21 protein-coding genes and 1 pseudogene are annotated in these 18,510 nt (G+C 61.0%); 11 read left to right on the top strand and 11 right to left on the bottom strand.

Annotation, left to right across the window (positions count from 1 at the left end):
• Positions 1-23 precede the first annotated feature (23 nt).
• Together HYG82_RS37140 and HYG82_RS37135 are read left to right on the top strand one after the other, a co-directional pair.
• Complete coding sequence (locus HYG82_RS37140; protein ID WP_179262620.1) at positions 24-401, top strand: nascent polypeptide-associated complex protein; 378 nt, start codon at positions 24-26, stop codon at positions 399-401.
• A complete protein-coding gene (locus tag HYG82_RS37135) occupies positions 398-1,189 on the top strand; it encodes a methyltransferase domain-containing protein (protein ID WP_179262618.1) in 792 nt (263 codons plus the stop codon). Before HYG82_RS37140 ends, HYG82_RS37135 begins: the two co-directional genes overlap by 4 nt.
• 13 nt (positions 1,190-1,202) lie before the next feature.
• Here the strand turns inward: HYG82_RS37135 and HYG82_RS37130 are convergent, their stop codons facing one another.
• The 4 genes from HYG82_RS37130 to HYG82_RS37115 form a co-directional block, all read right to left on the bottom strand.
• Positions 1,203-1,418, bottom strand: a complete 216-nt coding sequence (locus tag HYG82_RS37130) for a hypothetical protein (RefSeq protein WP_179262616.1) — start codon at positions 1,416-1,418, stop codon at positions 1,203-1,205.
• Between the two features lie 53 nt (positions 1,419-1,471).
• Positions 1,472-2,215, bottom strand: coding sequence for a hypothetical protein (locus HYG82_RS37125; protein ID WP_179262614.1), 744 nt, complete (start codon positions 2,213-2,215; stop codon positions 1,472-1,474).
• 212 nt (positions 2,216-2,427) lie between these two features.
• Positions 2,428-2,736, bottom strand: coding sequence for a transcription factor S (locus tag HYG82_RS37120; RefSeq protein ID WP_179262612.1), 309 nt, complete (start codon positions 2,734-2,736; stop codon positions 2,428-2,430).
• 75 nt (positions 2,737-2,811) lie between these two features.
• Entirely contained in the window at positions 2,812-3,066 is a 255-nt protein-coding gene (locus HYG82_RS37115) for a DUF5789 family protein (protein ID WP_179262610.1), read from the bottom strand.
• A gap of 114 nt (positions 3,067-3,180) precedes the next feature.
• Between HYG82_RS37115 and HYG82_RS37110 the strand changes: the two genes are divergently transcribed.
• The 3 genes from HYG82_RS37110 to HYG82_RS37100 all read left to right on the top strand — a co-directional run bounded on the left by HYG82_RS37110 (position 3,181) and on the right by HYG82_RS37100 (position 6,395).
• Positions 3,181-4,470, top strand: coding sequence for an MFS transporter (locus HYG82_RS37110; protein WP_179262609.1), 1,290 nt, complete (start codon positions 3,181-3,183; stop codon positions 4,468-4,470).
• Between the two features lie 164 nt (positions 4,471-4,634).
• A complete protein-coding gene (locus HYG82_RS37105; RefSeq protein WP_179262607.1) occupies positions 4,635-5,798 on the top strand; it encodes an epoxide hydrolase family protein in 1,164 nt (387 codons plus the stop codon).
• Between the two features lie 96 nt (positions 5,799-5,894).
• A complete protein-coding gene (locus HYG82_RS37100) occupies positions 5,895-6,395 on the top strand; it encodes a DUF5797 family protein (RefSeq protein ID WP_179264598.1) in 501 nt (166 codons plus the stop codon).
• Between the two features lie 39 nt (positions 6,396-6,434).
• Here HYG82_RS37100 and HYG82_RS37095 read toward each other — a convergent pair whose 3' ends face one another.
• A complete protein-coding gene (locus HYG82_RS37095) occupies positions 6,435-7,475 on the bottom strand; it encodes a DUF5787 family protein (RefSeq protein ID WP_179264596.1) in 1,041 nt (346 codons plus the stop codon).
• A gap of 252 nt (positions 7,476-7,727) precedes the next feature.
• Here HYG82_RS37095 and HYG82_RS37090 point away from each other — a divergent pair.
• The 3 genes and pseudogenes from HYG82_RS37090 to HYG82_RS37085 form a co-directional block, all read left to right on the top strand.
• Positions 7,728-7,847 (top strand): annotated as a pseudogene (locus HYG82_RS37090) (DUF7972 family membrane protein); the annotation flags it as partial.
• 99 nt (positions 7,848-7,946) lie between these two features.
• On the top strand, positions 7,947-8,069 hold the full coding sequence (locus HYG82_RS44695) for a DUF7577 domain-containing protein (protein WP_425495360.1): 123 nt from the start codon (positions 7,947-7,949) through the stop codon (positions 8,067-8,069).
• An 89-nt stretch (positions 8,070-8,158) separates the two neighbouring features.
• Positions 8,159-8,596: an ATP-binding protein gene (locus HYG82_RS37085; RefSeq protein WP_179262605.1), complete on the top strand. Its 438-nt coding sequence runs from the start codon at positions 8,159-8,161 to the stop codon at positions 8,594-8,596.
• A gap of 1,079 nt (positions 8,597-9,675) precedes the next feature.
• On the opposite strand, the gene HYG82_RS37080 is transcribed toward HYG82_RS37085, so the two are convergent.
• Genes HYG82_RS37080 through pyrG form a run of 3 tightly spaced genes read right to left on the bottom strand, consistent with a single transcriptional unit; the run spans position 9,676 to position 12,601 of the window.
• Entirely contained in the window at positions 9,676-10,008 is a 333-nt protein-coding gene (locus HYG82_RS37080; RefSeq protein WP_179262604.1) for a DUF7126 family protein, read from the bottom strand.
• Positions 10,005-10,922 carry a glutamine-hydrolyzing GMP synthase gene (gene guaA / locus HYG82_RS37075; protein WP_179262602.1) on the bottom strand — a complete coding sequence of 306 codons (918 nt, stop codon included), beginning with the start codon at positions 10,920-10,922 and terminating at the stop codon, positions 10,005-10,007. The genes HYG82_RS37080 and guaA overlap by 4 nt, the downstream gene beginning before the upstream one ends.
• A complete protein-coding gene (pyrG, locus tag HYG82_RS37070; protein WP_179262600.1) occupies positions 10,922-12,601 on the bottom strand; it encodes a glutamine hydrolyzing CTP synthase in 1,680 nt (559 codons plus the stop codon). The genes guaA and pyrG overlap by 1 nt, the downstream gene beginning before the upstream one ends.
• A gap of 180 nt (positions 12,602-12,781) precedes the next feature.
• Between pyrG and HYG82_RS44350 the strand changes: the two genes are divergently transcribed.
• The gene (locus HYG82_RS44350) at positions 12,782-12,904 is read left to right on the top strand and encodes a hypothetical protein (protein WP_284145003.1); all 123 of its coding nucleotides are present in this window, start codon (positions 12,782-12,784) and stop codon (positions 12,902-12,904) included.
• A 126-nt stretch (positions 12,905-13,030) separates the two neighbouring features.
• On the opposite strand, the gene HYG82_RS37065 is transcribed toward HYG82_RS44350, so the two are convergent.
• From HYG82_RS37065 to infB, 3 genes are all read right to left on the bottom strand, one after another.
• Positions 13,031-13,456: a hypothetical protein gene (locus HYG82_RS37065; RefSeq protein WP_179262598.1), complete on the bottom strand. Its 426-nt coding sequence runs from the start codon at positions 13,454-13,456 to the stop codon at positions 13,031-13,033.
• A gap of 206 nt (positions 13,457-13,662) precedes the next feature.
• Positions 13,663-15,399: a sensor histidine kinase gene (locus HYG82_RS37060; RefSeq protein WP_179262596.1), complete on the bottom strand. Its 1,737-nt coding sequence runs from the start codon at positions 15,397-15,399 to the stop codon at positions 13,663-13,665.
• Positions 15,400-15,696: 297 nt separating this feature from the next.
• Positions 15,697-17,496, bottom strand: coding sequence for a translation initiation factor IF-2 (infB, locus tag HYG82_RS37055; RefSeq protein ID WP_179262594.1), 1,800 nt, complete (start codon positions 17,494-17,496; stop codon positions 15,697-15,699).
• 294 nt (positions 17,497-17,790) lie between these two features.
• On the opposite strand from infB, the gene HYG82_RS37050 reads away from it, so the two are divergent.
• Both HYG82_RS37050 and HYG82_RS37045 read left to right on the top strand, forming a co-directional pair.
• Entirely contained in the window at positions 17,791-18,036 is a 246-nt protein-coding gene (locus HYG82_RS37050; protein ID WP_179262592.1) for a PRC-barrel domain-containing protein, read from the top strand.
• 4 nt (positions 18,037-18,040) lie between these two features.
• Positions 18,041-18,499 (top strand): NOB1 family endonuclease, encoded by a 459-nt coding sequence (locus tag HYG82_RS37045; protein WP_179262590.1) that lies wholly within the window; start codon positions 18,041-18,043, stop codon positions 18,497-18,499.
• Positions 18,500-18,510: the final 11 nt, after the last annotated feature.

The following is an 18,510-nucleotide window of genomic DNA, read 5'->3' as shown; positions in this document are numbered from 1 at the left end:
GTGCCGGTGGCGACGTGGCGAGTATGTTCGGAGGAGGTGGCGGACTCAACCCGCGCAAGATGGAACAGATGATGGAACAGATGGGGATCGACGTCGAGGACATCGACGCCGAAGAGGTCATCATTCGCACCGAAGAGTACGACCTCGTGTTCAACAACGCAGAAGTCACCAAAATGGACGCCCGCGGTCAGGAAACCTACCAGGTCATCGGCTCGCCGGAAGAAGTCGAGGCCGGTTCGGTCGGCGGGAGTGACGCTGCTGGCAGCGACGCCGAATCGTCGATCCCCGACGACGACGTCGAAATCGTCGCCATGCGAGCCGACGTCAGCGAGGAGGAGGCCCGCACGGCCCTGGAAGACAACGACGGCGACCTCGCCGCTGCCGTCGAATCCCTCGAGTGAGCGACCCCGACGACGCCGACGACGAAGTCACCGCGGAAACCGCCGGCGAGGGCGACCGCAGTCCAGTTCTGCTCGTCCGCGGCGACCGCGAGTACCTCGTCGAACCCGGCGACGAAATGGGAACGGACCTCGGGGTCCTCGACGTCCCCGAGGATGTCCGGCCGGGCGATGCTCTCGAGACGCATCTCGGCGACGAGTTTCGCGTCCGCCGCCTGCGAGGACCGGACCTCTTCCATCACTTCGAGCGAACGGGGGCGCCGATGGTCCCCCGCGACATCGGACTGGTGATCGGCGAAACGGGAATCGCTCGCGGCGACCGCGTACTCGACGCCGGGACCGGGACGGGCGTCCTCGCCGCGTCGATGGCCCGCGCGGGTGCATCGGTGGTGACCTACGAGCGCGACCCCGAGTTCGCCGACGTCGCCCGCGAGAACATGGCCCTCGGCGGCGTCGCCGACGCCGTCGACGTTCGAACCGGCGACGTACTCGAGGACCTCGACGGCCTCGAGCCCTCGTCGTTCGACGTGTGCACGCTCGACACCGGCGACGCGCCGTCGATCGTCGACTACGCACCGACGTTGCTCGTCGACGGTGGCTTCGTCGCTGTCTACAGTCCATTCATCGAGTCGACCCGCGAAGTCGTGACAGCGGCCCGGGAGGCCGGCCTCTCGAACGTCACCACTCGCGAAACGATCCAGCGCGAGATGCAATTCGACGACCGGGGCTCGAGGCCCTCGACGGCCCCTGTGGGGCACACGGGGTATCTGACGATCGCCCGCAACGAGTAAGCGTGATTCGGGTTTAGGCGCTGTTTTTCCCGCGAATCGTCTTCACTACGGACGGTATGATCTCATGAAGTGAAACAGAGATAATAACTGCCAAGACGACCATCTGGATCACGGATAGGTTTACGACAGTAGAATTTATGTAAACAAGTACCACCGCTATAAAAGGGGCACCCATAAGTGGTTTTAATCGGTCCCAGAAATCTTTTCCGTTGTCATCTACCTTGCTCATGAAATTAGTTTCATTTTTAGTATTTTATTTCTCTATCGTAGTCACCTTATTCATCAACAGCCAGCATGTGAGGGGTAGGCAAAATATGTTGTTAATGCAGCGGCATTCCGAGATGGCTTCCACGAAGTCATGCCAAATTTCTGTGACGTCATCTTTTGATCACGGACAAACGGTACTTTTTGATCCCATCGGAGTATACCAAACGTGACAACATTACCCGCAGCAGCGCTGATCACTGCACCTAGTGCATCTGCCACAGAATCATCTTTCAGCATTTTCGATATTGATTTGGGAGCTTTTTTTAACATTGCCTTTATCACTTGTCCAACAAGGACTGCTTTTGAGACTGTGGATGCAAACTTGTTCAATTCGACGCATAAAACACTCCATGTATGTCGCATGCAACCTAATGCACAGGAGCCAAGATATGTTTTTTCGAAACCAACTCTTTCTATTACGGTAGGTGCATTCGCTGCTATAGTGACTCGTTTTGGATATTTTTTAGATTGGTGTAATTCTCCTCTGTTTGGATTATAGCCGAATACCTCATCACCAGTTGATTGGTCTATGACTCGTACCTTTCCTGTTTCCCTATCTACTATATTTAATTTCGTTCCGCGGCTTTGGTTTAAGCGGAAGTACAACTCTTTCTGAGTGAGCCCAAGGAATTCCACATCATGATCACCAGCAGCATCACCATTGTGGTAGTCTTCCTTTGATTGCGCCGCACTGTTGGAAGAAAAACTTCCAATCCCCGTGAGTGCAATCCCGTTTGAGATTAATTTTCTTCTTTTCATATGTGACCTACTGTTCGACAATAACTAATCGCTATTTGAATAGGTAATATTTGATGTGGGGCGAACTGTTATATTATTTTATCTCTCTATAGTAAATATAGGGGCTTGGAGCGAAAGCGGGAATAAATATCCAGTTGAATTTTCAAGTTGCAGTCTCACGGTAGTAGTGCCAGAATCTCGGCGCACTTCTCACTGAAATCAGGAAAATTTCGTTAGTTGTCGTCCTCGCGCCACTTGTACTCGCACTCGCTGCAAATAAAGAAGCGCGTCTCGGACTCGTCGGCCGAGCGGATCTGTTGCATGTACCAGTAGGCGCGGTCGTTGCCACACTCCGGGCAGATGGCGTCGGTCTCGGGCAGCGACGTCTCCTCGGAGGACTCGATGATCTCACCGGCTTCCTGATCTTCGGTGAGAGTGTACTTCGAAACATCGCCTTTGGGCTTCGTAAAGCCGCAACTTCCACACTCCCAGATGCCGTCGTCGGCTTTCATCATCGAACCGCACTCGTCGCAAAATTCCATTAGTATCGGGGTTACGGAGGTCGAACGACTTAAGGGACCCGTTTAGGATCGTTGATCGGTCACCGGACGAAACAGTCAGCCCTCTCCCTCCGACTGATACGGTTCACCGACGGCTTCTCGCGGGAGTACGTTGTGCAGTTCCGTCACGAGATCGTCAGTCGACTCGAACCGATCGCTCTCGCTCTGTTCGATCAGCGTGCTCAGATTTCGCTGGCCGTCAGCGAGCAAGAGAGTGACGTCCTCGAGATCTGCGGCGGCCTGTTCGTTCGTGACGGGATACTCGAGGTCGGCGAGGACGTTGTTGATGTGGCTGAGTGTGATTTCTCTCACGAGCGAGAAACGGTGCCGAACTGCTTCAAGTTCTTCGACCCCGCTACGGACTATCATCCCCGACAGTATTTCGATTCAAAACTATAATCGGACGGGCCCACGGACCTTTGGTAGATGCGGAGAGTCGTGGATCGGCTTGTCGCCCCGTTCGCCGTCGATCGACGAGTACTCGCGCTGGCAGGGGCACGAATGGCTGACGGGATCGGCAACTCGTTTCTGATCATCGTGATCCCGCTGTACGTGACAAGCGGCACCGTCGGTGGGACTGCGTTCGGCCTCGGAGATTCGACGATTATCGGCCTCATTCTCTCGCTATTTGGCTTTCTCAACAGCAGTTTTCAGCCGTTTACCGGCCGACTGTCCGACCGACTCGGCCGACGGAAGCCGTTTATTCTGGTCGGGCTCGCCGGACTCGCACTAACGAACGCCGCCTACGTCTTCGCGGAAACGTACGTCTCGCTGCTCGTCGTCCGCGGGTTGCAAGGCGTCAGCGTCGCGTTCATCATCCCGACGTCGGTCGCGCTCGTAAACGAACTCGCGACGGCGGGAGACCGCGGCGGAAACATGGGGGTTTACAACACGTTTCGCCTGATCGGGTTCGGTGCCGGGCCGGCGGTCGCTGGCGCGGTCGTCAACCTCGGGCCATACGCCCTCCCCGGTAAAGTGACAATCTCGGGCTTCGACGCCGCCTTCTACATCGCCACGATCACGGCGACGACGAGCTACGTTCTGGTGACGGTGCTCGTCTCCGACTCCGAGTCGACGGTCGCAAACGCCGGTGCTGATCTCTCGATTCCGATCCGCGATCGATCGGGGACGAACCTGCTCGATCCGGTTTTCACGCTCGGCGTCGCGTCGCTGTTCATGGCGACGTCGATCGCGCTCTTTGCAACCATTCAACCGGAGGTCAACGCTCGACTCGAACAGGGCGCAACCTGGTTCGGGCTCCAGTTCGCCGCGTTCATCATCGCCCAGGTCACGCTCCAGACGCCGATCGGTCGAGCCTGCGACCTGTACGGACGTCGGCCGTTCATCGTCGCAGGAATGGTGTTTCTGATCCCGACGACCCTCATTCAGGGGTTCATCACGTCCTCGGTGGTGATGTTTCTCGCCCGGTTGTTCCAGGGTATCGCCGCCGCGATGGTATTCGCTCCGTCGCTGGCACTGGCCGGTGATCTCGCCGGCGAGGGCGAATCCGGCTCGAAGCTGGCGGTCCTTACGATGGCCTTCGGGTACGGAATCGCCGCCGGTCCGCTTTCCTCGGGCGTGCTGGTCAGATTCGGCTTCGCGGTACCGTTCGTTTTCGGCACCGTCCTCGCCGCCCTGGGGTCGATCCTGGTCTATACGCAGGTCGAAGAGACGCTCGAGCCGACGGCTGCAGTGCCGGTCTTCGGGAGCGATTGAGGCGATAGTAGTCGTAGTAAACGATTTACGCCCCGCTCGTATTGCTGCGGCCAACGAGGGGGCGCTGGCCGCGACAGTATTTTGGGACGCGGCCGAGTCGAGGCCGATATGCGAGTCGTTTTCAGTATTACCCGGGTCGTCGGGATAGTAGCCGAGGTGCCGTCATGACGCCGGACCGCGAAGAGACGATTCAACCGTTCGAAGTGTCGGTCGATCGAGCGGAGATCGAAGACCTCAGGACACGGCTCGAGCGGACGCGCTGGCCCGATCAGCTTCCCGATTCGGGCTGGGAGTACGGCACCGATCTGAACACCCTTCGAACGCTCTGTGAGTACTGGCGCGAGGACTTCGACTGGTCGGGGTTCGAAACCCGACTCAACCGGTTCGATCAGTACGTTACGACGATCGACGAGCAGCGGCTCCACTTCTACCACGTCCGGTCGCCGGAGCCGGACGCGACACCGCTGCTCCTGAGCCACGGCTGGCCGGGCTCTATCGCGGAATTTCTCGATGTCCTCGGACCGCTCGCAGATCCGGCCGCCCACGGCGGCGATCCGTCGGACGCGTTCCACGTCGTAGCCCCGTCACTCCCGGGATTCGGGTTCTCGGGCCCGACGCACAGACGCGGGTACGACGTTCCAGCGATGACGGACGCCGTCGCCGAACTGATGGACCGACTCGGCTACGACCGCTACGTCGCCCAGGGCGGCGACTGGGGCGCGCTGGTCACAGCCCTGCTGGGTGCGAACTATCCCGATCGCGTGGACGCGATCCACACGAACATGCTCTTTCTGAATCCCGGATCGATCGAGGCCGAAGACCCGATGGAACTGCTCGACGAACGGGGACGAGCCGATTATCGGGAGACGGCAGCGTTCCGCGACGAAAGGGCCGCGTACCACGACATTCAGGAGACCAAACCACAGAGCCTGGCCTACGGACTGACCGATTCGCCGGCCGGGCTCGCGGGCTGGATCGTCGAGAAGTTCCGGGCCTGGAGCGATTGCGACGGCGATCTCGAGTCGCACTTCCAGCGCGACCGCCTGCTCGATACCGTAAGCGTCTACTGGCTCACAGGCACGATCAACTCCTCGATGCGGATTTACTTCGAGACTGACGTGGAAGCGGCGACGCCGAACTCCGTCGACGTGCCCGCGGGCCACGCCCGCTATCCCGCCGAGATCTACAAGACCCCGCGTGGCTGGGCCGAGGAGGTGTACGATATCGTCCACTGGAACGAACTGTCGGAGGGCGGCCACTTCGCTGCGATGGAAGTGCCAGACCTGTTCGTCGACGATCTGCGGAGATTCGTCGGAAGGGTCGAGTAGTAGCCCGTGTTCGGAGTTACGACGCTCGGTTCGTACTTCCAGGCGAACACCGGTGGGACGCAACGCAAAAGTAATGGATACGCATACAGTTCGACGATGACGCTCTCCGAGGAAGCGACCGATCGATTGGCAGACGTGGTGGAGCTCCAGCCGACGAAAAATTCCGAGCTCCAGGACCGATGGGGGATGGAAAGCGGGAGCGAGGTACACCAGTACCTCGAAACCCAACTCGGGGACTACTACTTCCGCGACGACAACAGCCTGATTCGAGCGACCGCAGATGCGGCGGAGCTGGTCGACGTGGAGCCGGGTGTCGAAAGCGACGAGGACGACGGCATCCCCTCCCGGATTCGCGTCCCCGAATTACAGGCCCAGATCGTCGAGGTGCTCGCAAGCCCGGACGAGGAATCCGAGAGCGTCGTTTCCGTGCTACACAAACTCCGCGACGCCTACGACGTCGATCCTGAGGCCGAAGAAGTCCGCTCCGGGCTCCAGAGTCTGCGTCGAAAGGGAGTCGTCGAAGTCGAATACCGCACCGTCCCGACGTTCCGACTGGCCGTCGAGCGCGACGACCTCGACGTCAACGTCTCCGACTGAGCGCGGCCTGGTGACGCTCGACGGGGCAGTCCCAGTCGTTTACAGGTCGGGACGTCGTCGACGTCGGCGCTTCTCGAGTATTTTCCGCACCCGCTTTCCCGGCCCGCCTTCGATCGGCCAGCCGCTGGTGCGCCAGACGGGCGGTTCGGGCTCGAAGTCGGCACAGCTGCCGGAACATTCGGCTGCCGACTGAGAGCGATCGTTGGCTGCGCAGTATGGTAACGCCTGGCGCGAGTCCGGCGCCCGTAACTGGAAGTGTCGGCAGTCATGACGCATTGTATCGACGAACGAGCGCCAGCCGCGTTCGTACGCGCGCTCGGCGATCGCGAGCCGCTTGTCGACTTTCGTCTCTGGATCGACGTATTCGAATCTGGCAGCCGATCCGTCCCGCGTTCCGCCGTCGGGCCGTTCGAGAATTCGCGTCCCCCGATCGTCGACCGCGAGCGTGCGGGGATGCCAGGCGATCTCTCCAGTCAGCGCCTCGGGATCGAGCGCGAGGATTCCGACCTCGACCGGGAGGTCCTCGAAGAGGACCGGTTCGACGCGCTCCCCGGTCGCTCGGGTTGCAACCCAGACCTCGTCAGCCAGCCCCATCGCCACGTCGTACTCGAGCTGTGAGGCCAGCGCGCGAGCGGCGCTTTTGTCGAGGTCGGGTTTGTTCTCGATCGCGACGATTCGCTCGAGCCAGTCGGGGTATTCCCACGTGCGTCGAATCTCGATCCGGTTGCCGTTCCGTCTGGTCTCGACGACTCCGCGGTCGTCGGCGCGGTGGATCGTCTCGCGGACGTACCGCCACGGGTAGCCGGGATGTGGAAGCGCATCGCGGTAGTACGCCCATTCGGCAGGGGCGTTCCGGACGACGTGAAGCAAATCGCCATCGAGCCGCTCGGGGCCGAATTTCGCCCGCTGTCGGAGCCCGTCCGGGTCGCACTCGAGGACGATGGTATCCCAGCGGCGGCGTTTCGTTCCGAGTTGACGGGCGACGATGATCGGACAGTCGGACGCGGCCGGCCGCCACTCCCGTTCGACCCACCGGCACGTCCGTAGTTCGAACGAAAACTCGGTCTCTGCCCGTGGAATCACGTCACTAGGGTGCCGGCCCAGGACTATATCCCCTGCGGTTAGTCGTGTTCGGGCCGGACCGTGCAGTTCTGCCGGAGATATATCCCAGCGGCCGTTGTACCGTCGAGATCGGACGATGAGCGGTGACGGTTCTCAGCCGAGCGATACGATGGCCCGGCGGAGCGACGCTCCGACGGTAAAACACAGGCTGTTGCTGGACGCGAGCCGGTGGGTGATCACCGGATCGCTGATGGTGTTCGGTTTCGTCGGCCCTTCCTCCTGTTGATCGCGTTTATATTACGGATCGCGACGATCGCAAAGCGAACGCTGGCGATCGGCCCGTTTATTCTCCGGGAGTCGAGCCGCGGCGAGGAGATAGACCGGGACTGACGACCCGTGGGATGTAAATACGGTATTGAGTCGCACGAACGCCGACACCTTGCAGGCGTCAGCCCCGCATCTTTTCCGCTATAGTTCGAATCGGCGTCCATGTCGACATCCGCCGATACTGCGGATCAGCAGAGGTGCTCGGTCTGTGAGACCGAAAACGACTCCTTTTACACGTATTGTCGGCAATGTCTCGCAGAGCTTCCCACCGGTGTATCGAATTAGTCAATCGTGTGAGACGTCGACTGATCGCGGCTTCGACCGCTGAATCGATCAATTGGTGTTCCCGGAGCCATTACCCGGCACCCACTACCGTGATCGTCGTCATTTGCGGACCTCCGGGAGCGGGGAAGACCACCATCGCAACGCGACTCCGCGGGCGACTCGAGGCGCAGGGAAGCCCCGTTCGACTGTTCCATTCGGACGAGTTCTCGAGTCGTACCTACGACCGATTGGCCGAGCGCGTCACTGACGCGCCGTCGGCCGGGATCACGCTGGTCGACGGCACGTTCTACCGACGAGAGTGGCAACGACGGTTTCGGACACTTGGCGACGTTCGATTCGTCCTCGCGACCGCGAGCCTCGAGACCTGTCTGGCTCGAAACAGTCATCGTGCGGACTCGATCGACGAACAGGGTGTACACGTCGTTTATCGGGAATTCGACGAGCCAAACGTCGACCTCGCCATCGATACCGAGGAATGCGGCCCTGACGACGCGGTCGATCGGATCCTGGCCGCACTCGAAATGTGAAATGTGGGTCGTCTGCGTATCGAGAAGGGGTGCAGACCCTCGCAGTCGGTGAACGTCGACGCACGCCTCGCTCGCGAATTCACGGCCAGCGAACCCTCGTCGGCCGCAGCAATACGAGCGGGACGTAAATCGTGTCACCGATTACGCCATCCGCAGCGGAGATGCCGGTAGTGAAGATCCGCCGGTCGAATTCCGAAACTGGCGGTGATCCCACCCCGGCCGCCGTCGAAAGATTCGGTTTCCCGGCGAAACTATCGCAAACGAGGGCACGACCGGTCATCCGCGGCTCGTCAGGTGCCGGGCTCGAAGCGGTAGTGACGATGTCGCCGCCGGCTTCCTGGACGATTTTGCTTTCCGTCAGCAGACGAACGATGTGGAACGATATGAGTGGGGATGATCGGAGTGCTCGTCACCAGTCGGTTGGACGGCGATAGCGAGCCAACTCTCGAGGAGCGATCGATATCGGGGTCGGAACGAAATCGCTGTCGGATCTCGACAAAACGGCTACCAGCGGAGAGCGCGGACAGCCGAGTGAGTCGTTCGATGACGAGCGAAGGGCGCTCGTTCGGTCTACTCCGAAGGTGATGCTGATCACGGCGTTCGCCATATGGTCCGATAACTGGCGGTTCGTATCGGTCGAACCACGGAACAATCAGAACGGTCCATCCCCGGGACGCAGCGAAACCGCCGCGTCCCGATTGCCAGAATTGCAGGGTATGACGCGAGCCGGTGGGGAAGGCCCGCGTCAACGAGAATCGGTTGGCAGTAGTGGGGGAAGGGTGCTGTGGTGGGGTTGCTGGAAGTCGCGGGAACAGGTGGTGGGTGCCATCGGTGGGGTCTGCCCGTCGACCTCCATCCTCTGCTATTGGCGACTGCTACTTGAACGGCGGTGATGGTATACCGATCTTATACCGAATTCCGCCGAGTTTAACGCGAATTAATCCCACCGAAACCGAACTCGAGACAGTTTATACGCTTACTATAGCGACTCGGGCGCCGATCGGTTCCAGACCGTTGTCTGGAACCGTCTCCCTCGATACTGGGGAGACTCGCGACTGGAGAGCGACCGGCCGTCGGCGTCAGTCGACGAGTTCGTCGGCGACGACGGACGCAGTTATGAGTCGGGGATCGATCGCGAGGTCGAGTTGCCCCTTGACGAACTCGGGTGCCGTTTTGGGGGTGTAGACGATGGTACGGACGTCGTCGTTCAGGTCACAGACGATCGGAATCGTCGTTGCCTGTCCGATGTCGGTCAAGACGTACAGGTCCGCGCCGACGATTCCTGCCTCCTCGAGCTGGGGCCGAGAGATGATCCCGTCGAGGCGAGTTACGTCGACGCCTTCGTTCTCGAGTGCCGCTGCGATGCCGTTCTCGTCGGGACCGGCGACGACTGCGGTCGAGGTCTGGCTCATTCGTACTCGATAGTCGCGGGCGGTTTGTGGGTCACGTCGTAGACGACGCGAGCGACGTTTTCATTTGCGCCGGTGATCCGCGACTGGATACGCTGGAGCGTCTCCCAGTCGATTTCCTGGGCGCGGGCGGTCATTCCATCTCGCGAGTCGACCGAGCGCACGGAGACGACCCAGCCGTGGACTCGATTGTCACCTTTGACACCCGTCGCTTTGCCGATGACGGCCGCCAGCGCTTGCCATGGCTCGTACTCCTCGAGTTCGTCTTCGACGACGTAACAGGCGTGGCGAGCGACCTCGAGTTTCTCCTCGGTAACCTCTCCGATGACCCGAACTGCCAGCCCCGGACCCGGGAACGGCATTCGTTCGGCGACGATTTCATCGAGTCCGAGGTGGCGGGCGACCTCGCGAACCTCGTCCTTGTAGAGGTCCCGGACCGGTTCGACGATTCCCTCGAAGTCCACCACGTCAGGGAGGCCGCCGACGTTGTGATGGGATTTGATCCCGCCTTCGCTTTCGATGCGGTCGGGGTAGATCGTCCCCTGGACGAGGTAGTCCGCGTCCGCGTCTTTCGCTTCGCGCTCGAACTCGCGGATGAACTGCTCGCCGATAACCTCGCGTTTCTCCTCGGGGTCTGTGACGCCGGACAGCGCCTCGAGGAATCGATCCTTCGCGTCGACGATTCGGAGCGATTCCATGTAGTCGAACGTCTCGCGGATCTGGTCGGTCTCGCCTTTCCGCATCAACCCGGTATCGACGTACACCGGATTCAGGCGGTCGCCGATGGCCTCGTAGGCCAAGGCGGCGGCGACCGAGGAGTCGACGCCACCCGAAAGAGCGATGACGGCGTTGGCGTCGCCGATTTCCTCGTCGATCTCTGCAACTGCGTCGGGAACGAACGTTTCGGTGTTTACCATCAGTGAGTTACCTCGGTTTCGGTATCCGCGTCGGATTCGTCGGTTACGCCGTCTACGTCGGTCTGCTCGAGGATGGCTTCGATCAGGCCGAGAAACGGCGGGCTCGGCTGACCGGGACGGGACGTGTACTCGGGATGGAACTGCGTCCCGAGGAAAAACGGGTGCGTCTCGAGTTCGAGGATCTCCATCCGGTTGCCGGCGGTGCCCGAGAATATCAGGGGTTCGTCCTCGAAATGGTCGAAGTACTCGGGGTTGACCTCGTAACGGTGGCGGTGGCGCTCGGAACAGGACGTATCGCTATAGAGTTCGTAAGCCAGCGTCTCGGGTTCGATAACTGTCGTGTGCTCGCCCAGACGCATCGTCCCGCCGAGATCCTCGACTTCGTACTGCTCGGGCAAGATGTCGATAACCGGATGCGGCGTTTCGTCTTTCATTTCGGCCGAATGTGCGCCCTCGAGGCCCAGTACGTTTCGTGCGTACTCGACGACTGCCATCTGGAAGCCCAGACAGAGCCCGAGGAAGGGGACGTCGTTCTCGCGGGCGTATCGGACCGCTTCGATCTTGCCTTCGGAGCCCCGCATGCCGAACCCGCCGGGAACGATGATCCCGTCGACCCCCTCGAGTTGGTCGTCGTGACCGTCGCTCAGTTCGTCGGCGGCCACCCAGTGGACGTCGACGTCGACGCCGACCTCGAAGCCGGCGTGTTTCAGCGATTCGTGGATCGACATGTACGCGTCCTCGAGGTCGTACTTGCCGACCAGCGCGACGTCGACCGTTCCGGTTTTGTCGGTCGTGACGATCTCGCGCCAGTCGTTCGTTCGCTCTGCGGGCGGCAGGGCCTCGTCGGCCAGCCCGAAGTGTTCCAGGACGTACTGGTCGAGTCCTTCTTCTTCGACCATCAGCGGAACGTGGTAGACGTCGTCGACGTCCGGATTCGAGAACACGGCCTCGGTGGGAATGTCACAGAACAGCGCGATCTTCTCCTTGGTCTCGGGCTCGAGCCGGTCGTCACACCGGCCGACGATGACGTCCGGCTGGAGGCCGATCGAGCGAACCTCCTTGACCGAGTGCTGTGTCGGCTTCGTTTTCTGCTCGCCGTTCTTCGAATACGGGACGAGGGTGACGTGGGTGAAGAGGACGTTCTCTTCTGGTTCTTCGTGGGCGAACTGCCGAAGCGCCTCGAGGTAGGGCATCCCCTCGATGTCGCCGACGGTACCGCCGACCTCGATGATGCAGACGTCGGTGCCGTCGGCGGCCTCGCGAATGCGGCGTTTGATGTCGTCGGTGATGTGCGGGATGATCTGGACGGTCTTCCCGAGATAGTCGCCGGCTCGTTCCTTCTCGATGACGTGCTGGTAGGTCTTGCCCGTCGTGATGTTGTGATCGGAGGTCATGTCGATGTCCAGAAACCGTTCGTAGTTTCCCAGATCGAGGTCGACCTCGCCACCGTCTTCCAGGACGTAGACTTCCCCGTGTTGGTACGGATTCATCGTCCCGGCGTCGACGTTCAGATACGGATCGATCTTCACCGCGGTGACGTCGAACCCGGCGTTTTTGAGGAGTCGGCCGGTGCTCGCGGCCGTGATCCCCTTGCCGAGCCCCGACATGACGCCGCCGGTGACGAAGATGAACTTGTTCCCCAGCGAGGGGTCATAATGAGTGTCCGATTCCGTCGGCATACCGAGTGTGCGCGCGACCGATTGAAAACGATTTCGGGAACGCACTGCCCCGACAGGCGTTGTCACTCTCGGTTGGCGGTCGTTCTGTCCCCAGCCACCGCACGCTGGATCGAAAGACGGGTGAAGGTATCTCGCACTCGAGCCCTGCATTGTTTCATGTGGCATGACAGCAATTTCCCGATGGTCCACGAGCACAAATCGGTCGCGGAGCCCTCCCTGCAACCCCTCGACGACGACCCCGAAAGCATTCTCGAGGGAATCGAACGCGCACGCGGCGCAACTGAACGCGAACGAGTAGCGTGACGAACCGCCGGTTCGTCGTGGCTTAATACAGGGGAGGAATCCGTCCAGAAGCGACGGAGACGGATCACTCACCGATCGACGACTTCGTGAGCACGATCGGATTTCAGGAACCGACAGCTGCGGTGCCTAGGGCTCGTCGTCCATCGATTCCTTGCCGGAGGATTCGTCGTCCTGAGACGCCGTCCCCTCGGCAGCCCCTTCTTCGACCTCGAGGTCCTGCACCTCGACGATCTCGGCCTGTGCGATGTTTTCGATCCCCCCGCCCATGCGCAACTGAATCGTCTGCCCGGGGAGGTCCGGATCGTCCGCGTCGGTCGGCTCCTTCGGGACGGAGACGGCGGTGACCCCGTCGATCGTGAGCGAGCGGCGCTGGATCGGATCGCCTTCGTGCTCGATGGTATCCCACGTCTCGACGTCGAGTTCGTCGACGTCCGTGCCGAAGTACTGCTCCGAGTCCGGGTTCACCGCGTCTTCGGTCTGGGATTCACCGGTCGTCCGATTGTCGTCGAACTGCACCTCCTCGTGCTTGTACTGGCGTACGTGTACGAGCATGGCTGCGCTCACCACGAGCGTCGTGTTAATGCTTACAGGGTAGTTCTCGGAAGTCCCAGACCGTCTCGGGCCGGGCGACGATGGCACGATAGCTCGTCGATTCCCGCCCGCGACGACGCTCGCCGCGATATCGCCCCTCTCCGAATCCGCCGTGTGCCCCAATCCGCTGGTGTCCCGGTCGAGTCACCGCCGAAGCGATGACACCGTCACGAACTCGTCTCTGCTTCGCGGCCATCGGCGCTGGCCCGGGGGAGCGTCATCTCCACTGTCGACCCGTATTCTCCGCCGGAGATATCGATGTCGCCACCGGTTTCCCGAACGATCCACGTGACGAGCCAGAGCCCGACCCCGGTGCTGTGCATCAACTGCGTTTCCGCGCCCTGTACGATCGGTTCGAGTTCGTCGTCGGGGATTCCGGGCCCGTTATCGGCGACCCGAACGCGCACGACATCGCGGCCGTCCTCCTGACCGACCGTGACGGTGACCGAGATCTCGAGATCAGGACGATCCGCATGCTCGATCGCGTTCGTGACGAGTTCCTCGAGTGCGGTCGTGATGACCGGTCCGGCGGTCGTCCAGGCCTCATCGGGATTCGTTAGCGTGATCCGGACGTCGGGGTACGCCTGGCGCGTGGTTTCGACGAGCGTCGCAACGTCCGCAGCGAGATCGACCGGTTTGGAGCGGTCGGCGTCCAACCGCCTGGCGACGCGAGCGAACTTCTCGCTTCGTTCGATGATAGTGGAAACGGCGGTATCGATACGGTCAGTATGTTCCCGGAGGGTCGAATCCGTGAGTTCGTCGGCCAGCAACGAGGTGTGGCCCTCGATGACGTTCAGTTCGGTCCGGAGATCGTGGCGAAGGAGTCGGTTGAGAACGTTCAGGCGCTGTTCGTGCTGGCGCTGTTCGGAGACGTCTCGCAGACTGATCAGCATTCCGGTCACGAGTCCGTACCCCCGCGTCAGATTCGACACGCGGACGTCGTAGTAGCGGCGTTTGTCGTCGTCAATCAGCGAGAGTTCCGTCTGTGCCGCCTCGGGGTCGTCAGGAATCGGCGTTTCGACGGCGTCTGCCAGCGGCGGGCAAACGGCGTCGAGCTGTCGGCCGATTACGGCCGAACTGTCAGATCCGAGAATCGACCGTGCGGCCGGGTTCACATCCACGACTCGTTCTCGGCCGTCGACGACGAGAACCGCATCGCTCATGGTATCGATGAGTTCGTCGCGCGCGACCTCTTTCGCAGCGGGGACGAGTTCCAGGAGTCGGTGACGCGAGACGAGTCCCAGAAAAATCAGTCCGGTGGCGGAAAACGAGACGATCGTCGGATCGAAACCATCGGGTATGACCTCGGCGAGAAAGAGCCCGTTGCCGATCCAGGGCACGAACACGGCGATTAGCAATCCGATCGCCTGTCCGTAGTACTGGTAGTCGGACATCAGTATCAACTGGACGATCACCCACGACCCGACGAACAACAGCAGATAGGAATAGCCGGTGTGAAGCCAGAACACCGGTCCGGGTGTCGTGTTGGGAACCGATAGCGAACCGTATCGATAGATGCCGTTGACCGTCCTGAAGAGGCCGTGGAAATCGTTCGTCCAGAGCAGCGAATAGACGAGCACCGGCACCACCATCAACGACCCCAGTGTCCACCTGTTCAGCCAGCCGTCGCGACCCGTATATCGAAACGCGAACACCAGCCACGCGACGGGAACGACGACGATTCCGGTGTACTGAACGTTCGCCCAGAAAATCGTCGCCGAGCGACCGGTGCTGAACAATTCGAGCAATTTTGCGAACCCCCAGACCGTCACGCCAGCCATGAGCACGGCGAGAGGGCGAGTGCCCGGAATATCCCTGTTTCGCCAGGAAATGAACCCGACCGCGGCCGATACGAGAGCCGACAGCGCGATCAAAGTGGCATAGAAAGGGAGGTGGATCGACATGTTACCCCGATGAATAGTCGGGCCTTCCATTTCAAGAAAGGAGTAAGTTCGGGCCGCAGTATTGTCACCGTAGTTGAAATGTGGTCGGCGCTTCCGGGAGCCGCGGGTGCGCGAAGTGTATCGTATCTACTGCGTACGGCCGCGTTCGATCCGTGGGGCAAGCCCGATCCCCCGACGATGGGCAGCCGCCGTCCGATCGCGTCCCGACGAGCGCCCGGAGGCGAGAGCAAACCCCCAAGCGATTGACCGGAGCCACAGCGGGAGAACAGATTGGCCCGGCGAATCCGCCGACGGTAGCTACTTGCCCCAGAAAGGATCCCGACTGCGCTGTTTGTCGAGGTACATGTTCAGCGACTCGAGTTCGTCACCCGGAATTTCGCTCGCAAGTTCCTGCTCTAAGATCTTCGCGTGTTTCTCGGGGATTTCGGCCCAGAGTTCGTCGTCCTCCTCGATCTGGCGGCCGACGGTCGGACCGTCGATCGCGACGGAGACCCGATTGCCTGCGCGGGCCTCGTCGACGTCCTCGCCCTGTTCTTGAATTCCCTTTATCTGGCCGACTCGCTCGGGTTCGTTGCCCTCGAATTTGACGACGTTCGTGTTGTTTCGGATCGTCCCCGAATTTACTTCGACGCCGACGACCGCGGGATCGTTCTGGCGGAACGTGTGATCGGGCAAAATGCGAAATCGAGCGGGGCGGGTGATGTTCTCGAGGATGGTATCCTGCTGGGCTCGTTCGATCCCCTCGACGTACTCCTCGTATTCCTCGATCAATTGATAGATGACCTCGTCCGTAAAGATCGTCACGTCCTCGATTTCCGCTCGGTCTTCCGCATCGTCGAGAACGTCCACGTTGAATCCCAGAATTACCTTCTGTTTCGAGTCGTCGGCCGTCGAGGCGACCGAGACGTCCCGCGGCGCGACGTCGCCGACCTCCGCGCGGACGATCGGGACCTCCGCGTCGCCCAGCGCGTCGGCCATTGCCTCGAGACTGCCCAACGTGTCGGCTTTGACGACGACGCCCTCCTCGGCGGTGTCGACGGCGATGTCCGCGAGTTCGGCCTGGACTTCCTCGATGACGTCGTCCAGGTCACGGTCGCGGACGACCCGGACTGGTGCACCAGCCATCGCGTTTGCGAGTTCGGGCGCGGCGACCTTGATCCCGGCTGCGGCCGACACCTCGTCGACTTTTTCGAAGCGACTTTCGGTGCGAATTTCGGCGAGCGGACGGGGCTGGAGCAGCGCGCGAACGTCGGTGACGATCGGCTCGTTCATCCCGCCAACGACGAGTTGATCGTCGGCCCTGATCGTCCCGTCGTAGAGGACCGTGTCGATCGTCGTCCCGAAGCCCTTCTCCTCTTTGACTTCGAGGACGGTGCCGACGCCGGGGCCGGTGACGTCGATTTCCATCTCCTCTTTCATGTAACGCTGGGAGAGTCCCATCATGACGGTCAGGAGATCTGGAACCCCTTCACCGGTCATCGCAGAGACGGGGACGACGCCGACGTTGCGCTGGAAGTTCTGCACTCGCCAGTACAGATCCGCGGAGAAGCCCTCGTCGGAGAGGTTGCCGATGATCTCGTAGAGACGCTCGTCTAAGCGCTGGCGTACCCGATCGGACTGAGACTCGTACGTGTCGTTGATCGGCGAGTCCTCCGATGCGTTCCAGCCCGGAACGGTGTCGATTTTGTTCGCCGCGACGATGAACGGCGTCTGAGAGCGACGAAGGATGTCGAGGGCCTCGAGCGTCTGGGGCTGAAAACCATCGTTGACGTCGACGACGAGGATGGCGATGTCGGCCAGCGCGCCGCCGCGGGAACGAAGCGTCGTAAAGGAGTGGTGACCGGGCGTGTCGATAAAGAGGAGACCGGGGAGGTCGAAATCGTCAGGATCGACGAGGTCGCCGGCGATCGAGGAGATGATGTCCAGCGGGACGGCGGTAGCACCGATATGCTGGGTGATCGCACCTGCTTCGCCCTCGATGACCGCGGAGCCGCGGATTTTGTCGAGGAGACTTGTCTTGCCGTGATCGACGTGTCCGAGGACGGCGACGATCGGCGTTCTGAGAGATGTGGGGTCGCGTGTGTCCGTGTCCGACATGATGAACCACCCGAGAAGGTCTTACCTAAATCGTCCGTAGCGCCGTAGTTAAACCCATCGTCATCGGAGTTCCCGGCGCCGCGCTCGAAACGGCGAGTCGCGACCGTCGTCAGACGGCCCAGTCGCAGGTCGAAGGGGTGGTCGCTTTGGCGCCGGCGGGTCGTTCGCGTCACCCGATCGGGGTCGGATCGTGTCACTCGTTCTAACCGCTGGCTCGTTGGCGACGGCCGGACTCCGACGGCGTTTCACGCGGTCCCCGTGGTCTTTAATACCGATTAGTAAGTACGGGGATGCATGAGCGATATACTCGCTGAAAACCTCTCGGGGAAGTCCGTCATGGGGTCAGACGGCACCGAGCTCGGACTGCTCTACAACATTACGATGGATCTCAAATCGGGGACGCTTCACGACCTCGTCATCGAACCAGACGAAGCGATATCGCGCCGCGGCGTCGACCTCGAACTCAACGACGCCGGCCGCTTCCTCGTTCCCGTCAACCGCGTCCAAGCGGTGAAAGATTACATCGTCGTCCAGCGCTAACGGTATGTACGTTCTCGACTCCTCGGCTTTTATCCACGACTTCCATACGACAGAACAGACTGCAACTATCCCGCTCGTCCGCGAAGAACTCGAGGACGAAAGCGCCTATCGCTACGACGCGATGGAGGGATCCGGGATGCACATTCACATTCCCAACGGAGACACCACGGAAAAGGTCCAGCGCGCGGCCCGCGAATCCGGAGATCTCGACGTCCTCTCTAACACCGACGTTCGCCTCGTCGCGGCGAGTTTCGAACTCGACGGCGTCCTCGTCACCGACGACTACGCGATGCAAAACGTCGCTGAGAAGTTAAACGTCGACGTCAAAGTAATCGCACGTGACGGCATCGACGAACAGCGCCACTGGTCGTTCCAGTGTCAGGGCTGTGGCCGCGAGTTCGACGAACAGAAGGATCGGTGTCCGATCTGCGGAACGGAACTAGCCAGAAAGAACCCGTCGTAGTAGGCCGTCGA

It is taken from the genome of Natrinema halophilum (genome assembly GCF_013402815.2).
Lineage (GTDB): Archaea > Halobacteriota > Halobacteria > Halobacteriales > Natrialbaceae > Natrinema > Natrinema halophilum.
This window is presented reverse-complemented; position numbering and strand designations above follow the sequence as displayed.

What these genes read in the sequence shown, in the direction of transcription:
- HYG82_RS37080 (WP_179262604.1), bottom strand. Translation starts at nt 10,008, where the DNA reads ATGAGCCAGACCTCGACCGCAGTCGTCGCCGGTCCCGACGAGAACGGC.
- HYG82_RS37065 (WP_179262598.1), bottom strand. Translation starts at nt 13,456, where the DNA reads ATGCTCGTACACGTACGCCAGTACAAGCACGAGGAGGTGCAGTTCGAC.
- HYG82_RS44695 (WP_425495360.1), top strand. Translation starts at nt 7,947, where the DNA reads ATGTCGACATCCGCCGATACTGCGGATCAGCAGAGGTGCTCGGTCTGT.
- HYG82_RS37045 (WP_179262590.1), top strand. Translation starts at nt 18,041, where the DNA reads ATGTACGTTCTCGACTCCTCGGCTTTTATCCACGACTTCCATACGACA.
- HYG82_RS37125 (WP_179262614.1), bottom strand. Translation starts at nt 2,215, where the DNA reads ATGAAAAGAAGAAAATTAATCTCAAACGGGATTGCACTCACGGGGATT.
- HYG82_RS44350 (WP_284145003.1), top strand. Translation starts at nt 12,782, where the DNA reads ATGGTCCACGAGCACAAATCGGTCGCGGAGCCCTCCCTGCAACCCCTC.
- HYG82_RS37120 (WP_179262612.1), bottom strand. Translation starts at nt 2,736, where the DNA reads ATGGAATTTTGCGACGAGTGCGGTTCGATGATGAAAGCCGACGACGGC.
- pyrG (WP_179262600.1), bottom strand. Translation starts at nt 12,601, where the DNA reads ATGCCGACGGAATCGGACACTCATTATGACCCCTCGCTGGGGAACAAG.
- infB (WP_179262594.1), bottom strand. Translation starts at nt 17,496, where the DNA reads ATGTCGGACACGGACACACGCGACCCCACATCTCTCAGAACGCCGATC.
- HYG82_RS37110 (WP_179262609.1), top strand. Translation starts at nt 3,181, where the DNA reads ATGCGGAGAGTCGTGGATCGGCTTGTCGCCCCGTTCGCCGTCGATCGA.
- HYG82_RS37105 (WP_179262607.1), top strand. Translation starts at nt 4,635, where the DNA reads ATGACGCCGGACCGCGAAGAGACGATTCAACCGTTCGAAGTGTCGGTC.
- HYG82_RS37100 (WP_179264598.1), top strand. Translation starts at nt 5,895, where the DNA reads ATGACGCTCTCCGAGGAAGCGACCGATCGATTGGCAGACGTGGTGGAG.
- HYG82_RS37130 (WP_179262616.1), bottom strand. Translation starts at nt 1,418, where the DNA reads ATGAGCAAGGTAGATGACAACGGAAAAGATTTCTGGGACCGATTAAAA.
- guaA (WP_179262602.1), bottom strand. Translation starts at nt 10,922, where the DNA reads ATGGTAAACACCGAAACGTTCGTTCCCGACGCAGTTGCAGAGATCGAC.
- HYG82_RS37060 (WP_179262596.1), bottom strand. Translation starts at nt 15,399, where the DNA reads ATGTCGATCCACCTCCCTTTCTATGCCACTTTGATCGCGCTGTCGGCT.
- HYG82_RS37140 (WP_179262620.1), top strand. Translation starts at nt 24, where the DNA reads ATGTTCGGAGGAGGTGGCGGACTCAACCCGCGCAAGATGGAACAGATG.
- HYG82_RS37050 (WP_179262592.1), top strand. Translation starts at nt 17,791, where the DNA reads ATGAGCGATATACTCGCTGAAAACCTCTCGGGGAAGTCCGTCATGGGG.